25 protein-coding genes are annotated in these 24,514 nt (G+C 67.8%); all 25 read right to left on the bottom strand.

The annotated features are described in order from the left end of the window. Positions 1-25: 25 nt before the first annotated feature. A complete protein-coding gene (locus NCCP_RS04000; RefSeq protein ID WP_149955952.1) occupies positions 26-1,513 on the bottom strand; it encodes an aldehyde dehydrogenase family protein in 1,488 nt (495 codons plus the stop codon). Then, positions 1,510-1,983: a MaoC family dehydratase gene (locus tag NCCP_RS03995; RefSeq protein ID WP_216364654.1), complete on the bottom strand. Its 474-nt coding sequence runs from the start codon at positions 1,981-1,983 to the stop codon at positions 1,510-1,512. Before NCCP_RS03995 ends, NCCP_RS04000 begins: the two co-directional genes overlap by 4 nt. Then, a complete protein-coding gene (locus NCCP_RS03990) occupies positions 1,980-2,870 on the bottom strand; it encodes an HpcH/HpaI aldolase/citrate lyase family protein (RefSeq protein WP_149955951.1) in 891 nt (296 codons plus the stop codon). The genes NCCP_RS03995 and NCCP_RS03990 overlap by 4 nt, the downstream gene beginning before the upstream one ends. Beyond that, positions 2,870-4,036, bottom strand: a complete 1,167-nt coding sequence (locus NCCP_RS03985; protein ID WP_149955950.1) for an acyl-CoA dehydrogenase family protein — start codon at positions 4,034-4,036, stop codon at positions 2,870-2,872. The genes NCCP_RS03990 and NCCP_RS03985 overlap by 1 nt, the downstream gene beginning before the upstream one ends. 32 nt (positions 4,037-4,068) lie before the next feature. Continuing rightward, complete coding sequence (locus tag NCCP_RS03980) at positions 4,069-5,724, bottom strand: AMP-binding protein (RefSeq protein WP_149955949.1); 1,656 nt, start codon at positions 5,722-5,724, stop codon at positions 4,069-4,071. A gap of 537 nt (positions 5,725-6,261) precedes the next feature. Next, positions 6,262-7,311, bottom strand: a complete 1,050-nt coding sequence (locus NCCP_RS03975) for an LLM class flavin-dependent oxidoreductase (RefSeq protein ID WP_149955948.1) — start codon at positions 7,309-7,311, stop codon at positions 6,262-6,264. A gap of 39 nt (positions 7,312-7,350) precedes the next feature. Beyond that, positions 7,351-8,109 (bottom strand): SDR family NAD(P)-dependent oxidoreductase, encoded by a 759-nt coding sequence (locus NCCP_RS03970; protein WP_172627287.1) that lies wholly within the window; start codon positions 8,107-8,109, stop codon positions 7,351-7,353. A 231-nt stretch (positions 8,110-8,340) separates the two neighbouring features. Further along, positions 8,341-9,102 (bottom strand): enoyl-CoA hydratase/isomerase family protein, encoded by a 762-nt coding sequence (locus NCCP_RS03965; RefSeq protein ID WP_149955946.1) that lies wholly within the window; start codon positions 9,100-9,102, stop codon positions 8,341-8,343. After that, on the bottom strand, positions 9,099-10,679 hold the full coding sequence (locus NCCP_RS03960) for an AMP-binding protein (protein WP_149955945.1): 1,581 nt from the start codon (positions 10,677-10,679) through the stop codon (positions 9,099-9,101). The genes NCCP_RS03965 and NCCP_RS03960 overlap by 4 nt, the downstream gene beginning before the upstream one ends. 11 nt (positions 10,680-10,690) lie before the next feature. Further along, positions 10,691-11,179 (bottom strand): acyl-CoA thioesterase, encoded by a 489-nt coding sequence (locus tag NCCP_RS03955; protein ID WP_216364653.1) that lies wholly within the window; start codon positions 11,177-11,179, stop codon positions 10,691-10,693. Beyond that, positions 11,176-11,700 carry a MaoC family dehydratase gene (locus NCCP_RS03950; protein WP_225873668.1) on the bottom strand — a complete coding sequence of 175 codons (525 nt, stop codon included), beginning with the start codon at positions 11,698-11,700 and terminating at the stop codon, positions 11,176-11,178. Before NCCP_RS03950 ends, NCCP_RS03955 begins: the two co-directional genes overlap by 4 nt. Further along, entirely contained in the window at positions 11,667-12,155 is a 489-nt protein-coding gene (locus NCCP_RS03945; RefSeq protein WP_225873667.1) for a hypothetical protein, read from the bottom strand. The genes NCCP_RS03950 and NCCP_RS03945 overlap by 34 nt, the downstream gene beginning before the upstream one ends. Positions 12,156-12,165: 10 nt before the next feature. Next, complete coding sequence (locus tag NCCP_RS03940) at positions 12,166-12,639, bottom strand: nuclear transport factor 2 family protein (protein WP_149955944.1); 474 nt, start codon at positions 12,637-12,639, stop codon at positions 12,166-12,168. An 87-nt stretch (positions 12,640-12,726) separates the two neighbouring features. Next, on the bottom strand, positions 12,727-12,891 hold the full coding sequence (locus NCCP_RS14915; protein WP_172627286.1) for a hypothetical protein: 165 nt from the start codon (positions 12,889-12,891) through the stop codon (positions 12,727-12,729). Between the two features lie 4 nt (positions 12,892-12,895). Beyond that, positions 12,896-13,609 carry an ABC transporter ATP-binding protein gene (locus NCCP_RS03935; RefSeq protein ID WP_149955943.1) on the bottom strand — a complete coding sequence of 238 codons (714 nt, stop codon included), beginning with the start codon at positions 13,607-13,609 and terminating at the stop codon, positions 12,896-12,898. Then, positions 13,602-14,375, bottom strand: coding sequence for an ABC transporter ATP-binding protein (locus NCCP_RS03930; protein ID WP_216364652.1), 774 nt, complete (start codon positions 14,373-14,375; stop codon positions 13,602-13,604). Before NCCP_RS03930 ends, NCCP_RS03935 begins: the two co-directional genes overlap by 8 nt. Beyond that, the gene (locus tag NCCP_RS03925; protein ID WP_149955942.1) at positions 14,372-15,331 is read right to left on the bottom strand and encodes a branched-chain amino acid ABC transporter permease; all 960 of its coding nucleotides are present in this window, start codon (positions 15,329-15,331) and stop codon (positions 14,372-14,374) included. Before NCCP_RS03925 ends, NCCP_RS03930 begins: the two co-directional genes overlap by 4 nt. Further along, a complete protein-coding gene (locus NCCP_RS03920; protein ID WP_149955941.1) occupies positions 15,328-16,215 on the bottom strand; it encodes a branched-chain amino acid ABC transporter permease in 888 nt (295 codons plus the stop codon). The genes NCCP_RS03925 and NCCP_RS03920 overlap by 4 nt, the downstream gene beginning before the upstream one ends. A gap of 78 nt (positions 16,216-16,293) precedes the next feature. Continuing rightward, on the bottom strand, positions 16,294-17,436 hold the full coding sequence (locus NCCP_RS03915) for an ABC transporter substrate-binding protein (RefSeq protein ID WP_225873666.1): 1,143 nt from the start codon (positions 17,434-17,436) through the stop codon (positions 16,294-16,296). A gap of 140 nt (positions 17,437-17,576) precedes the next feature. Continuing rightward, positions 17,577-19,301 (bottom strand): FAD-dependent oxidoreductase, encoded by a 1,725-nt coding sequence (locus NCCP_RS03910; RefSeq protein WP_149956136.1) that lies wholly within the window; start codon positions 19,299-19,301, stop codon positions 17,577-17,579. Between the two features lie 269 nt (positions 19,302-19,570). Continuing rightward, positions 19,571-20,074 carry a pyridoxamine 5'-phosphate oxidase family protein gene (locus NCCP_RS03905; RefSeq protein ID WP_149955940.1) on the bottom strand — a complete coding sequence of 168 codons (504 nt, stop codon included), beginning with the start codon at positions 20,072-20,074 and terminating at the stop codon, positions 19,571-19,573. Between the two features lie 68 nt (positions 20,075-20,142). Beyond that, positions 20,143-20,949: an amidohydrolase family protein gene (locus NCCP_RS03900; RefSeq protein WP_149955939.1), complete on the bottom strand. Its 807-nt coding sequence runs from the start codon at positions 20,947-20,949 to the stop codon at positions 20,143-20,145. Next, on the bottom strand, positions 20,946-22,127 hold the full coding sequence (locus NCCP_RS03895; RefSeq protein WP_225873665.1) for an acyl-CoA dehydrogenase family protein: 1,182 nt from the start codon (positions 22,125-22,127) through the stop codon (positions 20,946-20,948). Before NCCP_RS03895 ends, NCCP_RS03900 begins: the two co-directional genes overlap by 4 nt. Before the next feature lie 102 nt (positions 22,128-22,229). Then, entirely contained in the window at positions 22,230-23,390 is a 1,161-nt protein-coding gene (locus tag NCCP_RS03890) for an acyl-CoA dehydrogenase family protein (protein WP_225873664.1), read from the bottom strand. Positions 23,391-23,579: 189 nt separating this feature from the next. Beyond that, a complete protein-coding gene (locus tag NCCP_RS03885) occupies positions 23,580-24,368 on the bottom strand; it encodes an enoyl-CoA hydratase/isomerase family protein (protein WP_149955937.1) in 789 nt (262 codons plus the stop codon). Positions 24,369-24,514: the final 146 nt, after the last annotated feature.

Genomic DNA, 24,514 nt, shown 5'->3' with positions numbered 1-24,514 from the left:
CGCCTGTGCGCGCTTCAGGGGGCGCTCAGGCGCGCCACTGGATGTGCTTGACCTCCAGGTACTCGCGCACGCCCCACTCGCCGAACTCGCGGCCGACGCCGGAACGGCCGTAGCCCCCGAATGGCGCATCGGGCCGCATGGAGCCGCCGCCGTTGATCCATACGGTTCCGGCGCGGACCTGCTCGGCCACGCGGCGCCCCTCGGCCAGGTCCTCGCCGCACCACACATTCGCGGCCAGCCCGTACGGGGTGTCGTTGGCAAGGCGGATAGCCTCATCGGTGTCCCTGAAGGGGACGATGACAGCGACGGGGCCGAAGATTTCCTCCTGGACGGCGCGGGCGCTGTGCGGGAGTTCGCCCAGCAGTACCGGGTTGACAAACCAGCCCTTCTCCGGCAGCGGCCTGGTGACCTCGAGCAGCTTCCGCCCGCCCTCCGCCGCCGCCCCGTCGATGAACCCCTGGACGCGTGCCTGGTGGTCGGGGCGGATCATGGGTCCGATGTTGGTTGCCCGGTCCCAGGGGTCCCCCACGACCATCTGGTCGAAGGCCGAGGCCCCGGCCTCGAGGAACTCGTCGTAGAGCTCGTCGTGCACCAGGATGCGCGCCAGGGCCGCGCAGCCCTGGCCGCCGTTGCGTGCCCAGCGCAGGTGCATCTCGACGGCGATTTCCTGGACGTTGACCCCGGGCAGGATGAGCGTCGGCGATTTCCCGCCCAGCTCCAGCGTCACGCCGGTGAGGTTGGTGGCCGCCTGCGCCATGATCTTCGAGCCGACGCCGTCGGACCCGGTAAACGAGACCTTGTCCACCCCCGGATGCGAGGACAGCTGCTGGCCCACGTCCGCGCCGCCGATGATGACGTTCATGACGCCGTCCGGCAGGCCTGCTTCGCGGATCAGGTCCCCCAGGAACAGGGTGGTCAGCGGGGTGCGGGGAGACGGCAGGAGCACTACGGTGCAGCCGGCGGCCAGGGCCGCGCCGAACTTGAAGATGGCCAGGTTCAGCGGGTAGTTGTAGCCGGTGATGGCGGCGACGACGCCGACGGGTTGGTGCACGACGTCGCTCATGGTGGGGTGCGGCTTGTCGTAGCCGCCCAGGTGCTGGACGCGCTCGGTCTTCGCGGCCTCGGCGGCCCAGCGCAGATGCTCCTCGACGCCCATCCTGACCTGCAGGTACTCCGCCAGCGCGACGGGGGTGCCGACCTCGTTGACGATGGAGGGCAGCAGCCGGTCGGCCGCCGCCTCCAGCACGTCGGCGAGGCGGTGGATGTGGCGCGAACGCTCCTCGCCGCTCAGCGCTGACCAGGCCGGGAACGCGGCGCGGGCCGCGGCGACGGCGGCGTCGACCTGCCGGTTCGAGGCACCGCCCACGGTGCCGATCACGGCTTCGGTGGCCGGGTTGAACACGTCCCAGGTCTCGCCCTCGGGCTGGACCTGGGCGCCGCCGACCAGCAGCGTACGGGTCTCGGGGACCCAGTCCTGGAGCGGGTTCTGTGCGGTTTCGGTGCTGAGCGTCATGCTTTTGCCCCTTCCTTGGGCTTCTTGGCCATCAGGCCCACGCGGGTCATTTCGCAGACGACCTCGTCGCGCTGGTTCAGGCCGATGTGCTTGAACCAGACGATGCCCGAATCGTCGCGGGTCTTCGACTCGCGCTTCTTCACGATGGTGGTCTCCGCCCGCAGGGTGTCGCCGTGGAACACCGGGTGGGGGAACTTGATGGAGTCGTAGCCGAGGTTGCCCAGGGTGGTGCCCATGGTCAGCTCCGGAACGTGGAAGGCACCGATCAGCGCGACCGTAAAGAGGCTGTTGAGCACCCGCTGTCCGTGGATGGAGTTCTTGGAGAACTCCTCGTCCAGGTGCAACGGCTGCAGGTTCATGGTCAGCGACGTGAACATCACGTTGTCCATCTCAGTGATGGTCCGGGTCAGGGCGTGCTTGTAGTGGGCGCCTTCTTCGAATTCCTCGAACCACAGTCCGCGCATTGTCATCGGTTTGCTCCTGTCGTGATTTGTGCCGCGCGGTCGAGCCACTCAACGGCCTTGTCGTAGTGTGCCTTGTCGATATGCAGTCCGCGGTAGCGCAGCGCCCCGGTCCCGTCGGCGGCGGCGGCCTCGTAGGCCTTGACCATTCCCTCATAGAACGCGATGTCTTCGACCGACGGCGAGAAGACGGCATTGACCGTGGCCACGTGCTTGGGGTGGATCGCGATCATTCCGCGGAACCCCAACTGCCGGCCCCGGAGGGCGAACTCGCGCAACCCATCAAGGTTCTCCAGGTCCTCCCAGAGGCCGGTGAGCGCGTGGATGCCGGCTTCGCGGCAGGCCAGCAGCACCCGGCTGCGCAGGTAGAGCGTCTCCTGGCCCTCCGGAGTCCACTCGTAGCCGACGGCGCGGGCGATGTCCGCGTGCTCGGCGCTCGGGCCGATCATGGCGCCGACGCGGGGAGAGCTCAGTGCCACCTCGCGGCAGTTTTGGATGGCCTGCACCGTTTCGACCGGAACGATGTACTCCAGCCCACTCACGCCGTTGCGTTCCTCGAAGTGGTCCAGCAGCGCGTCGTACTGCAGCACGTCGGTGGCCCGTTCGATCTTCGGTGCGAAGATGCCCGTCAACCCGGGCACCACCACTTCCTCCAAGTCACCGCCGGTCAGCCGGGTCGCCAGCGGATTGACGCGGACAAAGAGCCCGACCTCGGCGTTGGCCGCCCGCACCCGGCGGATGGACTCCGCCACGAGCGCGCGGGCGGGGGCCTTTTCCGCGGTGGGGACGGAATCCTCCAGGTCCAGCACCACGCAGTCCGCGCCCGCGTTGACGGCCTTCTCCACCCACGCCGGCCGGTGCCCGGGGACAAAGAGGACGGAGCGGTAGGCGCGCATCAGTAGCTCCTCGGCAGCCCGAGCACGTGCTCGGAGAAGTAGTTCAGCACCATTTCCTGGCTGATCGGCGCGATGCGCATGAGCCGGGCTTCGCGGAAGTAGCGTTCCACATGGAACTCCTTGCCGTAGCCGAACCCGCCGTGCACCTGCAGGGCGACGTCGGCGGCGAAGAACCCGGCCTCCGCGCAGAGGTACTTGGCCGCATTGGCCTCGCGGCCGCACGGGATGCCGTTGTCCACCATCCAGGCCGCCTTCTGCACGACGGCTTCGGCGGCGTCGAGCCGGATCTGGGCCTCGGCGAGCTGGAAGGCGATGCCCTGGTTCTTGCCGATGGGGCGGCCAAAGACCTCGCGCTCGTTGGCATAGCGCACGCCCCGGCGCAGCGCCGCCTTGCCGATGCCCAAGGCGGCATTGGCCGAGATGACACGCTCGGCGTTCAGTCCGCCGAGGATGGCGCGGAAGCCATGGCCGACCTCGCCGACGACGTCCTCGTCGGCGACGAAGAGCCCGTCGATGAACAGTTCGTTGGTGTCCACCGCGTTGCGCCCCATCTTGGGGATGGGACGGATGGAGACCTTGGACCGGTCCATCTCGGCAAAGAACAGCGTCATGCCGGCGGTGCGCTTGCCGTTGGGGTCGCGGGGGCTGGTCCGGGCCAGGATCAGCATGCGCTCGGCCTCCTGGGCCTTGGTGATCCAGACCTTCTGGCCGGAGATCAGGTAGCCGCCGTCCACCTTCTTGGCGAAGGTGGAAATGTTGGTGGTGTCGGTGCCCGCGTCCGGCTCGGTGACTGCGAAGGAGGTGTGCAGCTCACCGGTCACCACCCGCTTGAGGAAGCGGTCCTTGAGATCCTTGCTGCCATGGTGGATGATCGGCTCGAACCCGAAGATGCCGATGTGCACTGCGCTGCAGCCACCCATGCCGGCACCGGAGGCGGCGATCTCCTGCTCGACGATGGCCGCCTCGGTGACCCCGAGCCCGCCGCCGCCGTACTCCTCCGGAATGGTCAGTCCCAGCCAGCCGCCTTCGGCCACGGCGTTGTAGAACTCCCAGGGGAATTCCTTGGATTCGTCGTGCTCCATCCAGTATTCGTCCGGGAAGCCCTTGCACAGGGTCCGCACGGAGTCCCTGATGTCGTCATGCAGGGGATTTGGGCTGAAGTCCATGGATTTCTCTTTTCTCGTGAAGGTGCGGGCCGTCAGGAAACGGACACTGCCAGGCGGTCGAAGGTGTCCGGGCCAAGGGCTTCGGCGCGCAGCACCGCCTTGCGGATCTTCTGCGACGGCGTCTTGGGCAGCTCGTCGACGACGCGCAGGTACCGGGGGATGGCGAAGGCCGGGATGCGCCCTTCGCACCAGGAGAGGATCTCTGCCGGGGCGGCAGCCTCGGTGAGGACGACGACGGCCAGGACCTCGTCCTCGCCCGCTTCGACGTCGGCCGGAACGCCGACCACGGCACATTCGGCGACCGCCGGATGGCCCATCACCGCGGCCTCGATCTCGTAAGAGCTGATGTTCTCGCCGCGCCGGCGCAGGGCGTCCTTGTAGCGGTCCACGAAGTAGTACCATCCGTCCTCGTCCTGGCGGAGGGCATCGCCGGTGTGGAACCACAGGTTCCGCCAGGCCTCAAGGGTCTTTTCGGGCATGCCGTAGTAGCCGTTGCTGCAGGTCCACGGCTGGACCGGGCGGACCACCAGCTCGCCGACCTGCCCGACCGGCACCTCGCGGTCCGTTTCGGGATCCACGAGCCGGATGTCGAACCATTTGGAGGCGGCCAGGCCGGCCGCGCCGGCCGGACGCGGCACGCCGTAGGGGGACAGGATCGGCGCGCAGGTTTCGGTCAGCCCGAACGCGTCGACGAAGGCCTCAATGCCGTAGCGCTCCTTGAACTGTTCCACGATGGTGCTGGCGGTCGGCGCCGCATAGACCGCGCGAAGTACGTTGTCCCGGTCGTTCTCCCGGGGCGGCTGCTTCCACGCGAAGTCCATCATCACGCCGACGAAGTTGGTCACGGTGACCCCGGAGTCGCGGACATGGTCGATCCAGCGGCTGGCGCTGAATTTGGGCCGGATGACCGCGCGGCCGCCGGCGATGATGACGGGGTAGACGGCCATGAACTGTGCATTGCCGTGGAAGAGCGGCGTCGTCGTCAGGTATGTGTCCTCGGGCGTCAACCGGGTCAGGCAGACCACTTCCTGGGCGAAGAAGTAAAGCTGTGAGTGCGGCATGGAGACGCCCTTGGAGGGGCCGGTGGTTCCGGAGGTGAAGAAGATCGCGCCCAGGTCCTGGGCGCGCGGCGGCACCATGTCCAGCACGGGGCCATCTTCGAGCTCCTCCCACGGGGCAGCGTCCCAGCCGTTGGAGCGCAGCAGGTCGATGGCCGCGTTACGGTTCCCGGTCCCGGAGTCGATCACCCAGAAGCGCTCGATGCCGCGCACGTGCTTGGCGATGGCCACGAAGCGCGGCGCGAAGACATCGTCGATGACCGCAAAGCGGGCGTCCACCACGTTGAGCTGGTGGCGCAGGAACTCGCCCTCATAGTTGGTGTTGATCGGCACCTCGACGAGGTTCCCGACCGCGGCACCCCACCAGGAGCGCACCAGCTGCGAGGAGTTCATCGCCATGATCGCCACACGGTCCCCCGGGCTGCCGCCGGCCGTGAGCCAGGTGCCGGCAATGCGCTCGGCGCTGGCCAGGGCCTGGGCATACGTCCAGCGGGCCTCCTCCACCGGCGCGTCCAGGCACACGGCGTCCGGGCGTACGGACGCGTGGTGGCGGAGGACCTGGTCCAGGGTCCAGGTCTCCGGGTCCGGGAACGTCGGAACGAGATCCGTGTAAACCTGCCGCTGGCTCATCGATTGCCTCCAACCATCGAAACGTCCTTGAATTCCCTCCGCGAGGCGGCGATCCGTCCGCCCGCCGCCAGGGGCGTGAAGCCGCTTGTCCTGGCCCTTACACCACCCATGGCTGCGCCACCCATGACCGTTATCCTCCGCCCGGACCCGCGGGCCCCCTCGCCCGCGGGTCCGGTAAGCGCACTGCTCGTGGCCATCCCACACTCCTGGAGTATTCCGGGCTCCCAGCCTTGGCTTGCAGCCACCAAAATGTTGTCTAGCTAACAGCTCAGAACCGTAGCACTGGCACTCGTTCCTGACAATGATGCGACTAGATTATTGCCGCCCACCCTGCTTTCGCCCGCCGGAACCGGATTGCGCGCGCCAGGGCCAGGCCGGCGCTCCGCCACGTGCGGACGGCCAAAAGGGCGCGCCAACAGAAAGGCCGGGCAACAGCGAACTGTCACCCGGCCTGCCCGCGGCGCACCGCCAGGGCCGCTTGCCGCCCGCGACGGCACCCTGTGCCGCCGCGGGCGCCAAGGGGCCCAGCAGGTGGCGCTACCCGGCGCCCACCACCGTGCTCATCGTCTTCTCGAACGACGCGCTTTCGAGCCCGGCCAGCGGCTTGACCACCTCTTCGCCCACCTTCTTCAGGTACGCCGCCGTCTGCCCGGCGTCCATTCCCGGCCAGTGGGGGCGGATCAGAAGCGGGCCGATCGGCAACCGGCCGGCGATGGCGGCGATCTGGTTGCGCACGTCGTCGGCCGAGCCGAGGAGGACGTGGTCGCGCACCGTCTCCACGAACCCGTTGCGTACCGCCTCGTCGGACAGCAGGTCCATTCCCCGGTCCGCGTACGCCTCGTACTTCACCCGGGCCACGGCAGCGAAGTTGTTCACGGCGTCGTCGAAGTCGCGGCCAATCATCAGCTCGCGCCGCAGCGGCAGCTTGTTCAACGGCAGGCCCGCACCCACCCGCTCCTCGACGTAGATGCGGATGAGGTCCTCCACCTGGTCCACGGTCTGCTGGGGCGTGATCGTCCAGACGTCGCCCAGGCGGGCAGCGCGGCGCACCCCGGTCTCCTTCATGGCACCCAACCAGATCGGTGGCCGGGGATCCTGGACGGGGCGGATGTGCGTCGGCGCGTCCTCGATGTTCCAGAACCTGCCGTGGTGGGTCACCCGGTCCTGGGTCCAGAGCTTGGTCATGACCTCAATGAGCTCGTCAAGCAGCTGGTACCGCTGCTTGAAGGGCACGCCCATCGTCTCGTACTCCGCGGGCAGGTATCCCGTGCCGATCCCGACGACCAGGCGGCCGCCGGTGATGATGTCCAGGGTCGCGAGCTCCTCGGCCAGGATGACCGGGTGGTGGACCGGGCCAACCAGCACGGTCGTTCCCAAGCGGACGTCGTCGTCGAGCTCAGCGGCCAGCCGGCTCAGCAGCGGAATGGGCTGCAGCCAGCGAAAGCCGTCGTACAGGAAGTGCTGGCCGATGGTCAGGTACTTGAACCCCGCCTCCTGCGCCGCCTCGACCTTGCGCAGCATGAGGTCGAGGTGCTCGGTTGGCGAAGACTGGACCGGCTGGTCGCCCATGAGGATACCGAACTCCATGGTGATCTCCTTGCTCTCTTGCCCCAAAGGGGCATGGGTCTACTTGGCGGTGAGCCCGCCGTCAACGGGAATGGTGATCCCGGTGACGTAGCTGGACAGGTCGCTGGCCAGGAAAAGGGCCACGCCGGCGACCTCCTCCGGCTGCGAGGCACGCCCCATGGGGATCTGGGCGAAGAAGGCCTGCTTGCGCTCCTCGACCTCCTCCGGCGAGGCCCGGAAGAACCCGGGCAGTCCGGGGGTCTCCACGGAGCCCGGAGCGATGGCGTTGACGCGGATCTTGTCCGCCGCAAAGGCCAGGGCAAGGGAGCGCACCAGGGCAATGAGCCCGCCCTTGGTGAAGGAGTACAGGGGGCTCCACGGCGATCCCACCAGGCCCGAGCTCGAGCTCTTGAAGATCACCGAGGCGCCATCGGCCGCCTTGAGCAGGTCGGTCAGATAGTGGGTGAGGTAGAAGCTGGCGCGCGCGTTGATCTCGATCAGGGCATCCCACTCCTCCTGGCTGAGGTCCAGGCCGGCCGCGCCAGGGATGCCGACGTTGTTGTAAAGGACATGGAGCACGCCGTGCTCCCTCTGCACCTGTCCGGCGACGTCCTTCAGGGCATCCAGGTCACGGACGTCCGCGACGATGCCGGTCGCCTGACCGCCCTTTTCCCGGATCCCGTCGACAACGGCCCTGGTGGCCTCCTCATCCCGGTCCACGACGTAGACGAACGCCCCCTGCTCGGCGAACCGTTCGGCGCCCGCCCTGCCCATCCCGGAGGCACCAGCAGTGACCAACGCGACCTTATTCTGCAGCATAATTTTCCTTCTTCGATGCTCGGGTAAATCGGCGGTGGGTGGCACCGGGTTCGCGACGGAAACTACCATCGTCCGCCCTCGGGCCCATTTTATAATCATCATTATTACGGATGACTTGTCGCTCTTCAAGGGGTTTGTGCCGCGCGTCTTCCGCAGCCATCCCGCAGGGAGCCGGACGCCCCTCACTGCCTGCCAACCCGGGCACGGCGGGCATGTTTCCCGGCCCGGCCCTCAGCGGGCGCGCTGCCGGAATGCGGCCACGGCTGCCGCATGCTGGGCGGTCCCAAAGAGCAGGGCGGTCGCCTCCACCGACTCGCTGAAGCCGGCCGTGGTGTGCCGGTTGATGAACGCCTTGCCGACCTGAACCGCGAGCGGGGGCTTCGCCGCGATCTCCCCGGCCAGGCCCAGAGCGCGTTCAAGCAGTTCATCGTCCGGGTGGACCTCCTGGACCAGGCCGCACGCCAGTGCCTGGCAGGGATCGAGGTCGCGTCCGGTGAGCGCCAGGTAGCTGGTCCACTGGGGGCCGATTACCTGTGGTCCGCGCACGATTCCGAATCCCGGCTGGAGTCCGACGTTGGCTTCCTTGAAGGAAAACCGGGCTGACTCCCCAGCAAGGACCATGTCGCAGGCCAGGGCAAGCTCGGTTCCTCCTCCGTAGGCCCGGCCGCCGACCGCGGCGATCACCGGAACCGCGCACCGTTCCACGGAGTGGAAGGCCTCGTACACGCGCCGCAGGTGCGGCCGCACCAGGTCCGCGTCGCCGCCAAGGTCGTGGAACATGTCGATGTCCCCGCCTGCGGAGAACGCGCGCCCCTCGCCCGTAAGGACGACGGCGCGGACGTCGTCCTCCACCCCAAAGCGTCCCATCACGTGCGTCAACTCGCGAAACCAGCGCTGGTCCATCGCATTGAGCTTCTCCGGGCGCGCCATGCGCAGCTCAAGGACATGCGCGGAGTGCTCGATGATCCTGAATCGCTGCAGCGGCCCGCTCATTGCGTGCCCGCCTGGCTGTCCCAGGTGCCTTCCGTGACTCCCTCGGCCCGCAGCCGGTACTTCTCCACCCGCTGGCTGGGCGTCATGGGCAGCGCGTTGACGATCCTGACGAAACGGGGCACCGCAAAGGAGGTGAGCGCACCCCCGCAATGGCCAATGAGCACGGCCGGGTCGAGGATTCGGCCCTCCCGCGGCACGACGGCGACCATCACCTCCTCCTCGCTGAGCGTGGAGGGCACGCCGTAGGCGGCCACCTGGGCAACGTCCGGGTGGCCCCCGACCACGCGCTCGATCTCCCAGGAGGAGATGTTTTCCCCCCGGCGCCGGATCGAGTCCTTGACGCGGTCGACAAAGGTGAGGAAGCCGTCGTCGTCGAGTTGCCCGCGGTCGCCCGTGTGGAACCACAGGTTGCGCCAGCTCTCCGCCGTGGCCCCGGGCATCCGGTGGTAGCCGTCGAACATCCATCCCGGTTTCTTGGGGCGGACCACGATTTCACCTGTCGTGCCGGAGGGCACCGGCTGGTCCTGGTCATCGACGATGGCAACCTGGTAGTTCTCCGACTCATTGCCAGCCGTCCCGATCCTGCGGTCCCCTGGTGGCATGTCGGTGACGATGGAGACCTCGGTGCTGCCGTAAATCTCGGTGAGGCGGACGCCGAACCGGCGTTCGAAGTCGGCGAAAATCTCGGGCGGGCACGGCGCGCCGAATCCGAGCCGGACGGGGTGGTCGGCGTCGTCGGGACGGGGCGGCTGCTTGTGCAGGATGCTCATCATCGCACCCTGGTAGTTGAAAGCGGTGATGCCGTGCTCGCGGCAGATGTCCCAGAACCGGCTGGCGGAGAACCTGCGGTGCATGACCAGGTCCGCGCCGGCCTCGATCGCTGCCATGACGCTGCAGTACCGTGCGTTGCTGTGATACAGCGGAAAGACGGAATACAGGCGGTCGTTGGCCGTGTACCCGAGCAGCCTGGTGGTGTGCCGGGCCAAGTTGATGTTTGCCCGGTGGCTCAGCAGCACTCCCTTCGGCGGCCCCGTGGTCCCCGACGTGTAGAGGATCACCGCTGCCGATGCGGGATCGACCTCGTGCACCGGACCTTCCGGATGCGCCAGCACGTCCTCGAACGCCAACCGGTCAACCCGCGCCGCCGCCTTCGGCGTCCCGCCGCCGGCCACCACCAGGTACCGCACCGCCTCGACATCCCGAATCAACTCGCGGACCATGGCTTCGCGCCCGGCATCGCACACCACCACCGTCGCACCGGATTGCTCGATGCAGTACCGCAGCAGCTCGGATCCGCCGGCCGGATTCAACGGAACCTCCACAAGGCCGGCCTTCGCCAGGCCAAACCATGCGTGGAGAGCCTCCGTGCTGGCCGGCATGACCAGGCAAACCCGGTCTCCGGGCGCCAGGCCCAGGGCCCGGAAACCGGCGGCGGCCCGTCCCGCCGCGGCATCGAGCGCCGCGACCGAGACGGCGTGCCCCTCGATCCCGATGGTGGCGTGCGGGTGCCGGCCGGCGGCGTTGGCGAGCCAGGCGCCGATCGACAGCTGCCGCTGCTCCAGTGTTGTGGGTGACATCGTGTCGGGTCCTATTCTTTTGGTGCCCGGCGCAGGTCCGGGTCCGTGTGCCGGCGCGGCAGGCTCGACAGGATGGCGGCAAGGCGGTCGGGGACCGGGGTCTTGTCCCAACGGGGGCTGCGGCAGGCAAAGGTCATCTGGCCGCGGGTGACAAGCGTGCCGTCGCGGGTGAAGTCGAAGCCGAGCGTGTAGGAACTTGTCCCGAGGCGTTCCAGCACGACCTGGCAGGCAAGCCGGTCGAAGACCCGCGCCGGTTGCGCATAGGTCGCACCCGAACTCGCCCCGACCGTCACGATGCCCAAGTCCTCCAGCATCTGTCCGCTGCGGATGCCGTGCGCGTGCAGCCAGGTGCTGTACGCACGCTCCATCCACGGGTAGTAGATCGCGAAATAGGCGATGCCAACGACGTCGCAGTCGCCGTAGGCAAGCTGGAACACCAGGCGTCCCTGGGCAATATCCTTTGAGGCGGTGTCCACCGACACGCCGGCCGCCGTTGTCATGTCTTGTTCTCCTCGTGGTCGTCGCTTTCGGCCGCTCCGGCACCCGCCCCCGGGAGTGCAACCGTCGCCGTCCCCCTCAGCACGGTTCGGCCGCCGACGACGGCCAGGCTGACGTCGCATTCGGCCCAGCGTCCGCCGTGGTCCGGCGCCTCCGTCAGGCCAGTGACCACGCCGGCCGCCCTCACCCGGTCGCCGGCGAGGACATTGGCGAGGAAGCGCACCCGCAGGCGGCGGAGACAGTCGTGTGATCCGGTGAAGGCAGCGAGCATGTTCATGACGTAGCCCATGTTGAGTGGGCCTTGGTTGACCGGCCGGTCCCCCAGCCCGAGCGCCTGGACGGCCCCGACATCGAAGTGGATCGGGTTGGGATCGGCCAGCAGCGCCGCGGTGGTCTTCATCTTCTCGGCGCTGACCAGGACCTCCCAGGGGGGAATTTCCATGCCGACCCGGAGGCCGGCGGCATCCCGGCGGACGGTGGAGTGGCCCATCATCCACCCCGGGGAAAGACGATCGAGTTCCAACAGGTCGCCACGTGGCCGCCGTCGGCGTCGTCGTGCAGTTCCAGCTGATATTCCACCAGGTCGAACAGGCCAGCGGCGCGGCCGCGCTTCCGCACGGCGGAGACGACGGACCCGCTCACCCTGTAGCGGCGGTCCGTGCGCAGCCGGCGGTGCAGAACGGTTTCGTGCTCGCCGAACATCGGGCCGTCGGCGGCGGTGGCCCCGAACCAGGCGAAGAACTCGTCCCAGGTAATGCCGATCCCCCCGGTGGTGGCGAGCCAGGCGTGCAGGGGGTGGACGGCAGGGGCGTGGGGCCGGTCTGCCGCCGCATCGGCAAGGAGCCAGGCGCGGTAGGGCTCGGCCGTGTAGTACCCCCCGGGAAACCGGCGTCCAATCTGCGCCCTGATGTCCTCGGGCAACTGCTCCGAGATGGTTCCGGTCCCCACGGGGCGCGGCTGGTGGTGGGCCTTAGGCATGTCCCCGGCCTCAGCGGGGCATCGGATCGAACGAACTGGCGTTGAGCGGGGCCAGCATGTCCCCGTCCACCAGGGCCGTGCGCACCACCTGGATGCGCTTGGCGGTGAAGACCCACTTGCCCTTGTGCTGCGCGATTTCGTCGTTGTACCGGCCCCAGGTGGCGCGTGCTCCGTCCGGATGCGTGGTGATTGCCAGAAAACGCGCCGCCACGGCAAGCGATCCGTCGTCCAACTCGGTGACGGAGAGGTTGGTGGCCATGTGCTGGCTCTCTTGGACATCGGACCGCGCGAAATCCCGGTAAAGGTCCAGGAACGCCTCCCGGCCCGCCCGGGGCGCCCTGTCGGCGCTTCGCACCAGGACGATGTCCGGATGCGCAATCGTGGCCAGCCCCTCCACGTCCTTGGCATCGACCATGCGCGTGTACGTGGTCAGGAGTTGGTGGGCGCGAAAGTGCTGAAGCATGTTTGCCGTAGTTTCGGTCATGCTGTTACTCCCTGATCGATGTGCGAGCCGCCGGAAAGGCGGCTTCCAGTCGGAGATGAGCGTTTCCCGGGTGCCTTCCCCGCGCAGTCAGCTCCAAACCCTCCCGGATGCCCCCCGGAACGGGCCGCCGCTGGTTTTGATCGCGCGGGCGATCCACCAGCCGGCGTCGGGACCCTTCGCCGCGAGTTCCTGCGCCGGCGACGCGAAGTCCTGGATGGTGGCCTGCCCCGGGATGCTCTCCACGATGTTCAAGCCCTCAGGCGAGGGCGGCCTCGCCCAGGAACGCGTGAACTAGGGCGGTGTCGGATTGGGCATTTTCGGCCGTGCCGGTCCACACCACTTCCCCGCGCTGCACCAGGACGACGTCGTCGGCCACCGCCAGGGCGGCGTCGGCGTTCTGTTCCACCATCAGGACGGCGATCCCGGTGTCGGCCATCTCGCGGACCCTGGACATGACGCGGTCCACCATCCCCGGCGCCAGGCCCATGGACGGCTCGTCGAGGAGAACCACCTTCGGTTGCGACATCATGGCGCGTCCGAAGGCCAGCATCTGCTGCTCGCCGCCGCTGAGCAGGCCTCCGGGCATCGACCTGCGCTCGGACAGGATGGGGAACTTCTCGTAGATCCCGGCGACAGTGCGTTGGGCGTCCGGGCGGCTCACGGTGTAGGCCCCCATGCGGAGGTTCTCCTCGACCGTAAGTGACGGAAAGATCCGCCGCCCCTCCGGCACCATGACCACGCCCTGCCGGACCTGCCGGTGGGCGGACCGCCCCAGGATCTCCTTGCCGTCCAGCTTCACCGAACCGCTCCGGGCCTTCAGCAGACCGTGGATGGCTCGCAGCGACGTCGTCTTGCCGGCACCGTTCGATCCGAGGACCAGGGTGATCCGGCCGGCGGACGCGGACATCGAGACACCGCGAACCGCGTTGACCGCGCCATAGCTCACGTGCAGATCGTTGACCTCAAGCATGCTTGACCGCCTGCTTTCCTAGATAGGCTTCCTGGACCGCCGGGTTGCGAACGACCTCCCGCGGTTCCCCTTCCACGATCAGTTTTCCGAAGTTCATCGCGAGCAGGCTGTCGCAGGTGTCCACCATCATCTGCACGTCGTGTTCGACGATGAGCTGGGTGAGCCCCTCGGCCCGCAACGACAACATCAGGGTGGAGATCTCCTCCTTCTCGGCGCGGCCCATGCCTGCCGTCGGCTCGTCGAGCAGAAGGAGCTTGGGCTCCATGGCGATGGCGCGGGCAATCTCCACGCGGCGGCGGTTTCCGTAGGACAGCTCGTCCGGCCTCACCTTTGCAAGGTGGTCGCATCCGGTCCTGGCCATGGCCTGTTCGGCCCGCTCCTGCCCCAAACGGCGCGCCGCCCGCCCGCCCGCGGTCAGGGAGTCGGTGCCCAGCAAGACGTTCTCCAGCACGTTTCGCTCCTCGAGGAGGCGCACCGTCTGGAAAGTTCGGGCAATGCCGCGGTGGGGCACCAGGTGCGGCTCATCGCCGGCGTAGTCCTTCCCGAGGAACTTCAGCGTCCCCCGGGTCAGGGGAACGTGCCGCGTGATCGCGCCCACCAGGGTGCTCTTGCCCGAGCCGTTAGGTCCCAGGATCCCGATGATCTTGCCCTCGGGAAGTCCGAAGGTCAGGCCATCGACGGCTTTCACGCCCCCAAAGTGCACGGCGACGTCGTCGGCCTCGAAGATCATCCGCGGGTCGGCACTGTCGTTCTGCGAGCGGCTCACGATGTTCCTCCTTGGGTGGATGCCAGGCTGCGCTCCGTTGCGGGGGAGCTGGGTTCGCCGCCGGGGATCTTCTCCGCCTCCGACGCGGGCGGGGCCGGCGGTGTGGGCCGGCGCCGCGCCCGCCAGCGGTGGATGAGGTCCTTGGCCAGGCCGAGGACGCCGCCGGGAAGGAAGATTGCTGCCAGCGCGACGAGGAAGCCGTAGATGATCGACTCCCAGTCGGCCACGAAGCTCAGGACCGTGGGCAGCCAGGTGATGACGATGGCTCCGATGAGGGCCCCGAGCCACGAGCTCGACCCGCCGATGATGATGACCGTCAGCGCCACGACGACCATGTGGAAGTTGACCTCGGCCGGCGTGATCGTGGAGCGCAGGAGGGTGGTCACCGCACCTGCCAGGCCGCCGATCAGGCCGCTGGCCAGGAAGGTCAGCTTCCGGTACCGGCCGACGTTGATGCCGAGGGCGGCAGCCAGTTCGGGATCCTCGCGGACGGTATCGATCATGCGTCCAAACCGCCCGTATTCCGAGATGGCCAGGCCGGCGACGACGAGTGCCAGCAGGAGGAGGACGTGAAGGTTGGTGATGCCGCCCAGGGCGCCGAAGATCCCGGAGGCTCCGCCGGTCAGGCTGCCGCCGTTGGTCGCGGCCACCGCGACGATCAGGGAGAACGCGATTGTCGCCATGCCCAGGTAGAGCCCGGACAGCTTGTGGATGATCAGCCCCAGCAGGTAGCACAGGCCGCCGGCGAGCAGGGTTCCGAGGGCCACGGCCGGCCATGTGTCCACGTCGAACTTCGTGTAGAGAATGGCCGCCGTGTAGCCGCCGATCCCGAAACAGCCCACACCGGCGAAGGAGAAGACCCCCACCCGCAACGGAAGCTGGATGCTCAGCGCCAGCAGCAGTGTTGTCATCGTCGCCTGGACGACGACCGCGTTCGCGGTATACCAAGCCATCATGTCCGACGCACCTCCTGGCGTCCAAAGATGCCCTGCGGGCGGACCAGCAGGACGAGGAAGATCAGTCCAAAAGAGACGGCGTCCACCCAGGTCCCCAGCTTCGCCGCGAAGATCAGCGTCTCTGCGCCGGCCAGGGCGAAAGCGCCGAAAATGACGCCCGCCATCGATCCGAGGCCGCCGAGGACAATCATCGCGAACGCCTTGATGAGGAGCTGGTCGCCGGTCGCCACGCCCATGGCCTGGAGCTGGAAGACCTGGAGGGCTCCCGCGAGCCCGGCCAGTCCGCCCGCGATCGCCATCGTGCCGAGGGCCATCGCCGTACGGTTGACGCCCATGAGCGATGCGGTCTCCGAGTCGACGCCAATGGCACGCAGGCCCAGGCCCCGGCGTGATGCGCGGAGCCAAAGGGTCAGTGCCACTGCGATGCCGACTCCGGTAATGATGACGATCAGCGACGTGTTGGTCATGCGCAACCCCATGGACTCGTAGACCTCGGTCTTGTACGTGGAGTTGGCGAACCCGAAGGGCGCCGAGGCCGTCGCCTTGTCCACGATCGCGATCGGGATGGCCGCAACGCCGATGCCGCCGATGAGGACCCGCATCTCGGCGGAACGGTGGTTCGTCGACCTCTTGAGGATCTGCTCGAAGGCCAGCCACTGGGTGAGGGCCGACATCGCGGCGCCGACCAGTACGGAAATCAGGATCAGCACCGGCATCGACAGCGCCACATGCTCGGAAATGATGTGTGCGCTGAAGGCCGAGAACACGAAGATGGCCCCGTGCGCGAAGTTCAGGATGCCGATGGTGCTCCACGCCAGGGCCATGCCCAGGGCGAACAGCAGGTAGATGGACCCGAGGGTCAGGGTGTTGAGCAGCTCTTGCACGCCGCCTGTCCTTTCAACTCGACTGTGGTGTCGATCCAGGGCGCGGCCGGGCACCGGAGGCCCGGCCGCGCCCTTCAATCACTCGGTGGCGAGCCGTTCCTTGGAGCCGTCCCATTGCACCAGGACACCCTTCACACGCAGGTCATTGCCCTCGAAGGTGAGGTCGCCCATGACGCCCTCGAAGCCTTCCGCGGCGACCTTCTGCAGGCCCTTCTGGATCCCCGCGCGGCTGGAATCGCCGCTGGCCTTGATGGCCCGGGCCAGCCACCACATCGAGTCGTACCCCTCGGCCGCGTACTGGTCGGGAGCCTTGCCGTACTTCTTCGTGAACTCCTCGACGAATTTCACCGCGGTTTCGTCGTCCTGCGCCGCGGAAAAGTCCACCGGGTACACGAGGCCGGCGGCGTGCTCGCCCGCTTGGGCCACGTTGCCCGCCGCCTGGACGGAGCTGCCCACGGTCTGGCCCTCGTACCCGGCCTGGCCCAGCTGCGTGAGGGCGGTCACCGCCTGTGGGGCGATCAGGAGCAGGACGACGGCGTCGGGTTTCTTCGCGGCGATTTCCTGTGCCTGTGCGGTGAAATCCTGGGTGTTGCTCTGGACCGCGTAGCTGGAGCTGACGGTGAGGCCGTGCTCTCCGGCCAGCCTCGGGAACTCCTTCTGGCCGATTTCGGCGAAGGTCGGGAACGTTCCGTTGTAGATCACCGCAACGTCGGTCAGGCCCTTGTCGGCCAGGTACTTGGCGGCGATGTCGTAGTAGCTGTACATGGGAGCGGTGCCGCGGAAAGTGAAGTCGCCGATGACCACGCCCTCCGACCCCGCCTGGTTGAAGATGGTCGGCACGCCGGCCTGTTCGACGATGGGTGCGACCGTTGCGGCCTGCTGCCCGGAGACGGGCCCGAAAATCGCCTTGACCTCCGAGTCGGCGATGGCCCGGGACACTTCGCTGGAGGCCCGCTCGATCGCGCCGGCCGTGTCCACCTCGTCGAGGGTGAGTTTGACGTCCGGGCCGAGGAAGGCCTGCTTCTCGATCTCCTCCATGGCCAGCTTCATGCCCTTGGAGGCGCCGACGCCCGCGTAGGCGACCGGTCCCGTGGTGTCATAGACGCCCATGAGCTTGATGTTGCTCGCGATGCCGCCTTCGCCCCCCGCGTTCTGGGCGGCGGCGCCGGTGCCGCCGCCGCAGGCGGCCAGCATGGCCATGCCCGCCAGGGCCGCTGTCATCTTGAGCAACCGACGTCGTTGTACAGGAACTCCCATGATTGCGCCTTTCATTCTAATGATATGTATAAATTATTGAGATAGTAGCCTGCTCCCTTGGCACTGGCCACCCCGGAGAGAGGCCGGGTTTTGGGCCGCCGGCTTCAGCGGGCCGCAGAGCGCAGGCCCGCGCCCACCCCATCCGTCCCGCCCGTCAGTTCGTTGGCAACAAGGTAGGCAAGCGTCAGGCCGCGGCCCAGGGCGATACCGCTGTTGTATCCGGTCCCCGTCGTTGACATGCCGGCCGCCGACCCCACGGCATACAGCCCCCCGATTGGGTGCCCCCGCGCGTCGAGCGCGCGGCCCTCGCCGTCGATCCGCACGCCACTGGAGCCAATCCCGGTCCCCACGAACTTCAGCCGGATTCCGTGGAACGGGGCCCGGGCGATTTCGCCCAGCACGGGGCTGGGCTTGTTTGAAGGATCGCCGGCGAACTTGTTGACGTAGGTCACCGTGCCCCGCCCGAAGTCCGGGTCCTCGCCCCTTCGCGCATTCTCGCTGAAGCGCTCGGCGGTCCGTTCCAGCTGCTCGCCGTCGATGCCAAGCTTCCAACCCAGTTCCGGGAGGCTCGGCGCGGAGGTTACCCACCCTTCCGGATACTCTCCCCCGGGAGGCGTTTGAGCCAGGCCGTACTTCATCCGGTGCTGGTCGTCCCAGATGAGGAAGAAGGGCAGGTGCCGCTCACCGGGATTCAAGGTCTTGGCGACGATGTCGACCCAGTAGGAGTCGTTGCAGTACCGGTTGCCGGCCCGGTCGACGATCATCGAATGCGGCATCGCATACTCGGGCCCATACCCAAAGCCCGCGCCCACCTGCGAGCGCCACCCCGGCAGGATCGGCACGGCGGTGGGTGGGATCTTCGTGATGTCGCCACCCACGGCTCGGGCCAGGCGGATCCCGTCGCCCCGCAGCGTCTCGGGTGCCACGCTGCCGAAGTCCTCCGGGTCCACGCCGAGCATTTCCCGAACCAGTTCGGGGTCCCAGTCGTAGGTGCTCGTGGCCAGGATGACCGGCCCGTCGACCTGGACGACCCCGTCGGGGGACTCGGCCCGCACCCCGACCACCGAGCCGGACGAATCCGTCAGGAGCTCCACGACCCGGTGCTCAAGCCGGATGTCGATCAACGGCTCGGAGAGCACGCGGGCGAGGAAAGAAGCCACGACGCCGGTTCCAAAGGTCAGTGGATCCCCGTCCCCATCCCCGCTGCTGCCGTGGCTGCCGTCCGCGAGGCCAAACGCCGGCAACCCGGCATGCCCATGCTTGGACGGGGAGTCGCCCTCGACGTAGCTGGCCCGGCGCCCCTTGCCCAGCATCTCGTCGTAGGTCTGCCCCACGGGGAAGTACGGGCTGTAGCGCAGGCGTTCGCGCCACTCTCCGAGCATGCTGCCATCGATCACCGCGTTGGTGAGGTAGCGGCCCTCCGGCAAGGCACCTTGGGCCTCGTTGTGGTAGTCGGCCAGCCCCGGGATCATGGCCCACCGAATGGCGCCGACCTCTTCCCAATACTTCATCGCCTCGGGCGAGGCCTCTATCCAGCGCTTCATGGCCACCTCGTCGAGCACCTCCGGCGCGTCGTGGGCGATGGCGCGAATGTACTGCTCGGTGAGCTCCAAGGAATCCTCGATGCCGTTTCTCTCGGCAACATGGTTGGCGCCCGACCACACCTGGCCTCCCGAGTAGGCGGCAGCGCCGCCTACCAGGTCCGAGGCCTCCAGCACGACGGCACTGCCTCCCCGCAGCGCCACCCCCAACGCGGTGGCCAGGCCGGAAAGGCCGGCACCGACAACAACAACCGCCCCACTGCCGCTCGGTCTCGGCTTACGGTCCATATTCCCCACTACCAGGCTCCTTTGTCCGGCATGTGACTTAAGTCACGAATAGACAATATGATTATCAGCATTTAGTCAAGGTTTGGGGACCGCCCCAAAACACAGCGCCCCTCGTGCCCGTCGGCCGGCGGGGCCAAGGCTGTCGGGCCGGGGTGGCGAAACCCTCCCCGGACCGGGATGTGGACGCGCCGGCTCCAGGGCCACCGCATGAGAATCGCCCCCGGATTTCCATAACCCGGGGGCGATTCTCATGCGGCGGTTCCCCTGCATCAGGGCGCGCCGGTACCGCCCCGGCCATCGCCTGGCATCTTGGTGGAATCGTGGCTCACCGCAACCGCCGTGGGATGAAACTGGATCACCACGCGCCGGGGACTGTCCAACAGGCGGATAAAGTCCGCGGGATTCCCGGGCTGGTGCCTGGCGGCGAACTTTTCCAGGAACATCGCCTTCGTGTCGGCGTCGCGGTGGATGATTGCGGTCCCGCGCAGCGAGACCATCCGGCGTCCGGCCAGGCCGGTCCCGGCGTTGGAGATCACTATGCTGGCGCGGGGGTCCTTCTCGATGCCGCGCACATGGGCCCGCCCTTCAACCGCCGTAACCCAGAAGAAACCCCCGATCTCGATGTAGGACATCACCACCCCACTTGCCCAGCCGTCCTCATTCGTGAAGACGAAGGTGCATTCGGATTGTGCGCTGATGAGTTCGGCCTGGCCATCCCCTCCGAGCCTCAGTTTGCGCAGGTCCTCCAGATCGTCGATACCGGTCTTTCCCATGCCTTCACTCCCTTTCTTGCGGCGTGCGTCAACAACCCGCCAAAGCGGCGGCAGGCCCTGCCCGCCACCTACAGCGGGGACAGTTGCAGGAACCGGGCGAGGTTGGCACCGAGCACCTGGCGGGTTTCCTCATCGGTAAGCCCAAGCCCGTGGATCGCGGCGATCTCCTCGCCGGGGTTGGTCATCGGCCAGTCGGAGCCGAAGACGATGCGCTCGGCACCGTGGTTGCGGATCAGTCTTCGGACCCGATCCGGGGCCAGCGTGCTCAAGGTCGGCGGCCAGGACGTCTCTAGGATGACGTCGGCCCCGGCGAGCATCTCCTCCGCATCGTCAAGGATCTTGTAACCTCCGAAGTGGCAGGCCATCAGGGTCAGGTTGGGGAACTGACGGGCGATGTCCGCGATCATTTTGGGGCTCGACAACGCGTTGGTGCGCGCGTCGCCGCCCTGGCCCACGTGGGTGATGACCGAGATCTCCGAACCGAAGGCCTCCAGGATCCGCCACAGCCGCGGATCGTTGAGGGCGAAGTTCTGGAACAGGGGATGCAGCTTCACGCTCCTGATGCCGTGCCGGCGCAGGCTCGCGAGGTTTTCCTCGACGGACAGGTCCACATGGACCGTCCCCACGGGGTACCGCCGGGGGTCGGCCAAGCCGGCCACGAAGCGGTTGACCGAATCCACGTGCCGCGCCTCGTTCGCAATGCCCAAACAGCAACTGGCCTGGACCCCATGCAGGTCCATCGCGGCATCCAGCCCGGCAACGGTGCCGCTGCCACGCGGTTCCAGCCCCGGAACCGGGTTGGAGTTCAGCGCCAGCCCCGCAATCTTGTCCGGCCACACGTGAGTATGCGCATCGATGATGAGTTCGGGCTTCATTTTGCGGCCTTTCGCAGGCGCCGGGCCAGCGAATCGAGCAGCACCTCGGTGGAGCCCTCGTAGATGCGCAGCGGCCGGGCGTTGCGGTACAGCCGTTCAATCTTCGACCCCCGCACCAGCCCGAAGCGTCCCATGACCTGCACCGCGCGGTCCACGACGCGCCCGGCAGCCTCGGTGGCGCTGACCTTGGCCATCGAGGAAAAGTCCAGGTGTCCCAGCGGGTCGGTGCGGGCCAGGGAGGCCGCGCGGTAGGCCATGGCGCGGGACGTTTCCACTTCCGTCCAGCACAGCGCCAGCGACTGCGCGACCGAGCCCAACTCGATAAGCGGGGCGCCGAACTGCTCGCGGCTCCGGGCGTGGGCCAGGGCCTCGTCCAGTGCCGCCTGCGCCAGGCCGACGGCGGAGCCCGCCACGGAGACCCGGAAGACGGCGAGCGCCTGGAGCATGAGTGAGAAGGCCTTCCCCGGAACCCCCAGCCGGTTTCCGGCCGGCACGACGACGTCGTCGAACTCCAGCTCGCCGAGGATGTGCGGGGCGATCAGGTCATCGCCGGGGTGCGCGGTCAGCCCTTGGGCGTCGGCCGGGACCAGGACCATGGAGTACCCGTCGCCCTCGCGGCCAAGGACGCAGTAGAACGAGGCGGCACCGCCGTTGGTGATGAAGGACTTGCGTCCACGCACCCGCAGCCCGCCCTCCACCGGCTCGATGCTCGTCTGGACGGCCCTCAGGTCGGACCCCACACCCGGTTCGGTCAGGGCGATGGCCGCGATGGCTTCGAGGGTAACGACCCGGGGAAGCCAGTGCCGCTTGAGCTCCTCGCTCCCTCCGGCCGTGAGGGTGTAGGAACCGATGCCCTGCACCCCGAAAAGCGAGTCCAAGTGGGCCGACGAATACATCAGCGCCTCACGGATGACGGTGATCGCCAGCGGATCCAGGGTTTCCGAGCGTCCCCCGTACGCGGCCGGCACCACATGCCCGGCCAGCCCGGAGGCGGCCAGTGCCGCCCGCATGGGCTCGTGCAGCTCGGAGGAGGCGTCGGCCTCGGTGGCCAGGGACTCGACGGCGGCGGCAAGCGCCCGCGCCTGCTCCCTGATCAGCCTGTGGCCCTCGCCCAAATCGAAGTCCGGCCCTGTCGGCTCCGCAACTGCTTCCATGTCCGTACCCAGGTCAACGCTCACAACGGCTCCTGTCTCTCAAGCGAAGAATTGCACATAGTCACAACCTTCCCGCAGTATGACGGGCTCCTGCCGCGGTCCGGGACGGGCCGCGGCAGGAACCGCTCACCGGCGCTGGTCGAAGCGCCGGCCGAGGACTTCGGAAACGATGCGGATGCGCTGCATCGACGGCGTGCCGCCGGCGATGGCCCAGCCGTGGGAGTCGCGGTGCAGCCGCTCGAGCCCGTACTCCTCGGTGTAACCGTTGCCCCCGTGCACCTGGATCGCCAGGTCGGTGACCTTCTTGGCCATCTCGTTCGCGGTGCACTTGGCCAGCGAAACCTGGAGCGGGTCCGGAATGCCGTCCTTGCCGCTGTTGGCGGCGCGTTCAACGAGGAGCCGCGCGGCCTCGACCTGCAGCACCATATCCGCCACCATCATCTGGATCGACTGGAATTCGACCAGGTGCTTGCCGAACTGCTCGCGCTGCTGGACGTAGGCCAGCGTCTTGTCCAGGGCAGCCTGGCCAATCGCCAGGGACATTGTTGCGTTGCCCATTCGCTCGATGGAGAACGCCCCGAAAAGCGAGCTGAATTCCCCTGCCGGGACGACGACGTTTTCCTTGGGCACCAGCACGTCATCGAAAATGACGTCCGCGGACGGGATGCCGCGGAACCCCATCAGCCGCTCGGGCACCCCGAAGCTGACGCCGGGCATGGTCTTGTCCACGACGAGGGCGCCGATCCCCTTGGCGCCGGGCGCGTCGGAAAGGCGCGCGTAGACCAGGTAGTGGTCGGCCTCCCCGCCGTTGGAGATCCAGCGCTTGGCGCCGTTGACCACGTAGCCGTCGCCGACCGGGCGGGCGGTGGTCCTGGCGTCGGTGGCCGCCGAGCCGGCGTCGGGTTCCGAGATCGCCACCGCCATCGTCCTGTCTCCGGTAATGATGTCCGGCAGCAGGCGCTCGCGCTGCTCCTCGGTGCCGAGGTGGTTGATCACCTGGGCAGGTCCGGTGTTCGACTCGAAGATCTGGAAAGCCGCCGGCCGGCAGACCTTGGCGAATTCCTCGATCACGGCGAGCGCCTGCGACAGGGGGGCCCCGGCGCCGCCGAAGCGCTCCGGGTGGGTGATCCCCAGGAACCCCAGTTCACCCAGGCGCCTGCGCTCCTCCAGGGATATGGGAGTCCTGGTCACATCCAGTTCCTCGGCCATCGGCGCGTAGACCTCTTCGGCGACCTGGGCCGCCAGCCTGCGGATCTCGGAATGCTCATCAACAACGGAAACCGTCACGGCCCCCACCTCCAATTTCATCGATCTCTAGGGAATGCCCCGAAGAGCGGCCAACACAGGGAGCGGCGGACCTGCGGTGCCACCACTCCCCAATCCGTAGGTTTGTTGTATTCATTATCCTAGATTCTGTGCGAAATGAAAAGCCCCTCCCCGCCGCCAGGAAAAGCGCCGGAAAAGGGGCGGCGCCGATCAGGCGGTGCCCACCGGGCGGGCAGCGTCGCGGAAGCGGGGCTTGCGCTTTTCCAGGAAGGCCTGCGCCCCCTCGCGCATGTCCTCGCTGCCGATCGCCTGGATCAGGGATTCCAGGCCCGCCTGCATGTTGTCCTTTGAGGCGTTCCACCACATATTGGAGCTCACCTTGGCGATCTCCAGGTAGCGGGGGCTGAGCTCGTGGATCTCCGCAAGCCAGCGGTCCACGCCGTCGTCCAGCATGCCGTCGGGGACCACCTCGTTGATCAGTCCCATCGCGCAGGCCTGCTCCGCGGTGTAGCGCCGGCACATGAAGGACATTTCCTTGGCGCGCTTTTCGCCGATCTGCACCGAGGCGAGGTTCGTGGCGCCGAGCACGGGAGCCGAGCCGACCTTGGGCCCCGTCTGGCCAAACGTCGATCGCCGCGTGGCGATCGCGAAATCGCAGGCAATGACCAACTCGTTGCCGCCGCCGGCCGCCGCGCCGTCCACGGCGGCAATGACCGGCCGCGGGCAGGCACGGATGGCGTCAACCAGGCGCAGCGAGGTTGTGAACAGTTCGCGCAGCTCCTCCGGGTCGGGATCACTCAGCTGCCCCAGGGCTCCCCCGGCGCAGAATGAGCCGCCACTGCCGCTAATGACAACGGCCTCCGCCCGCGAGGCGGACTGCAGGCCCTCGATCATGGCCTTGGCCATGCCGAGGTCGTAGGCGTTGCGCCGCTCCGGACGCTCGAGCCTGATGCGGACCACGCCTCCGACGTCCTCCACACTGACACCGACTGAAGACATGTCAACTCCCAACTAGGTAGGTCCAAAGGGCCCGCCACCCACCACCAGGGGACGGTCGGCCACGAGCCCGTGCGCAGGGACTCCCGGCGGCGGCCGGGGGCACCCCCCCTTGGGGCGCCGCCGGGCCCTCGCAGCCACCGCTTTTT

The sequence above is a fragment of the Zafaria cholistanensis genome, assembly GCF_008580665.1.
Classification (GTDB): domain Bacteria; phylum Actinomycetota; class Actinomycetes; order Actinomycetales; family Micrococcaceae; genus Zafaria; species Zafaria cholistanensis.
The sequence above is the reverse complement of the archived record's forward strand: the minus strand, read 5'-3'. Positions and strand labels throughout refer to the sequence as shown.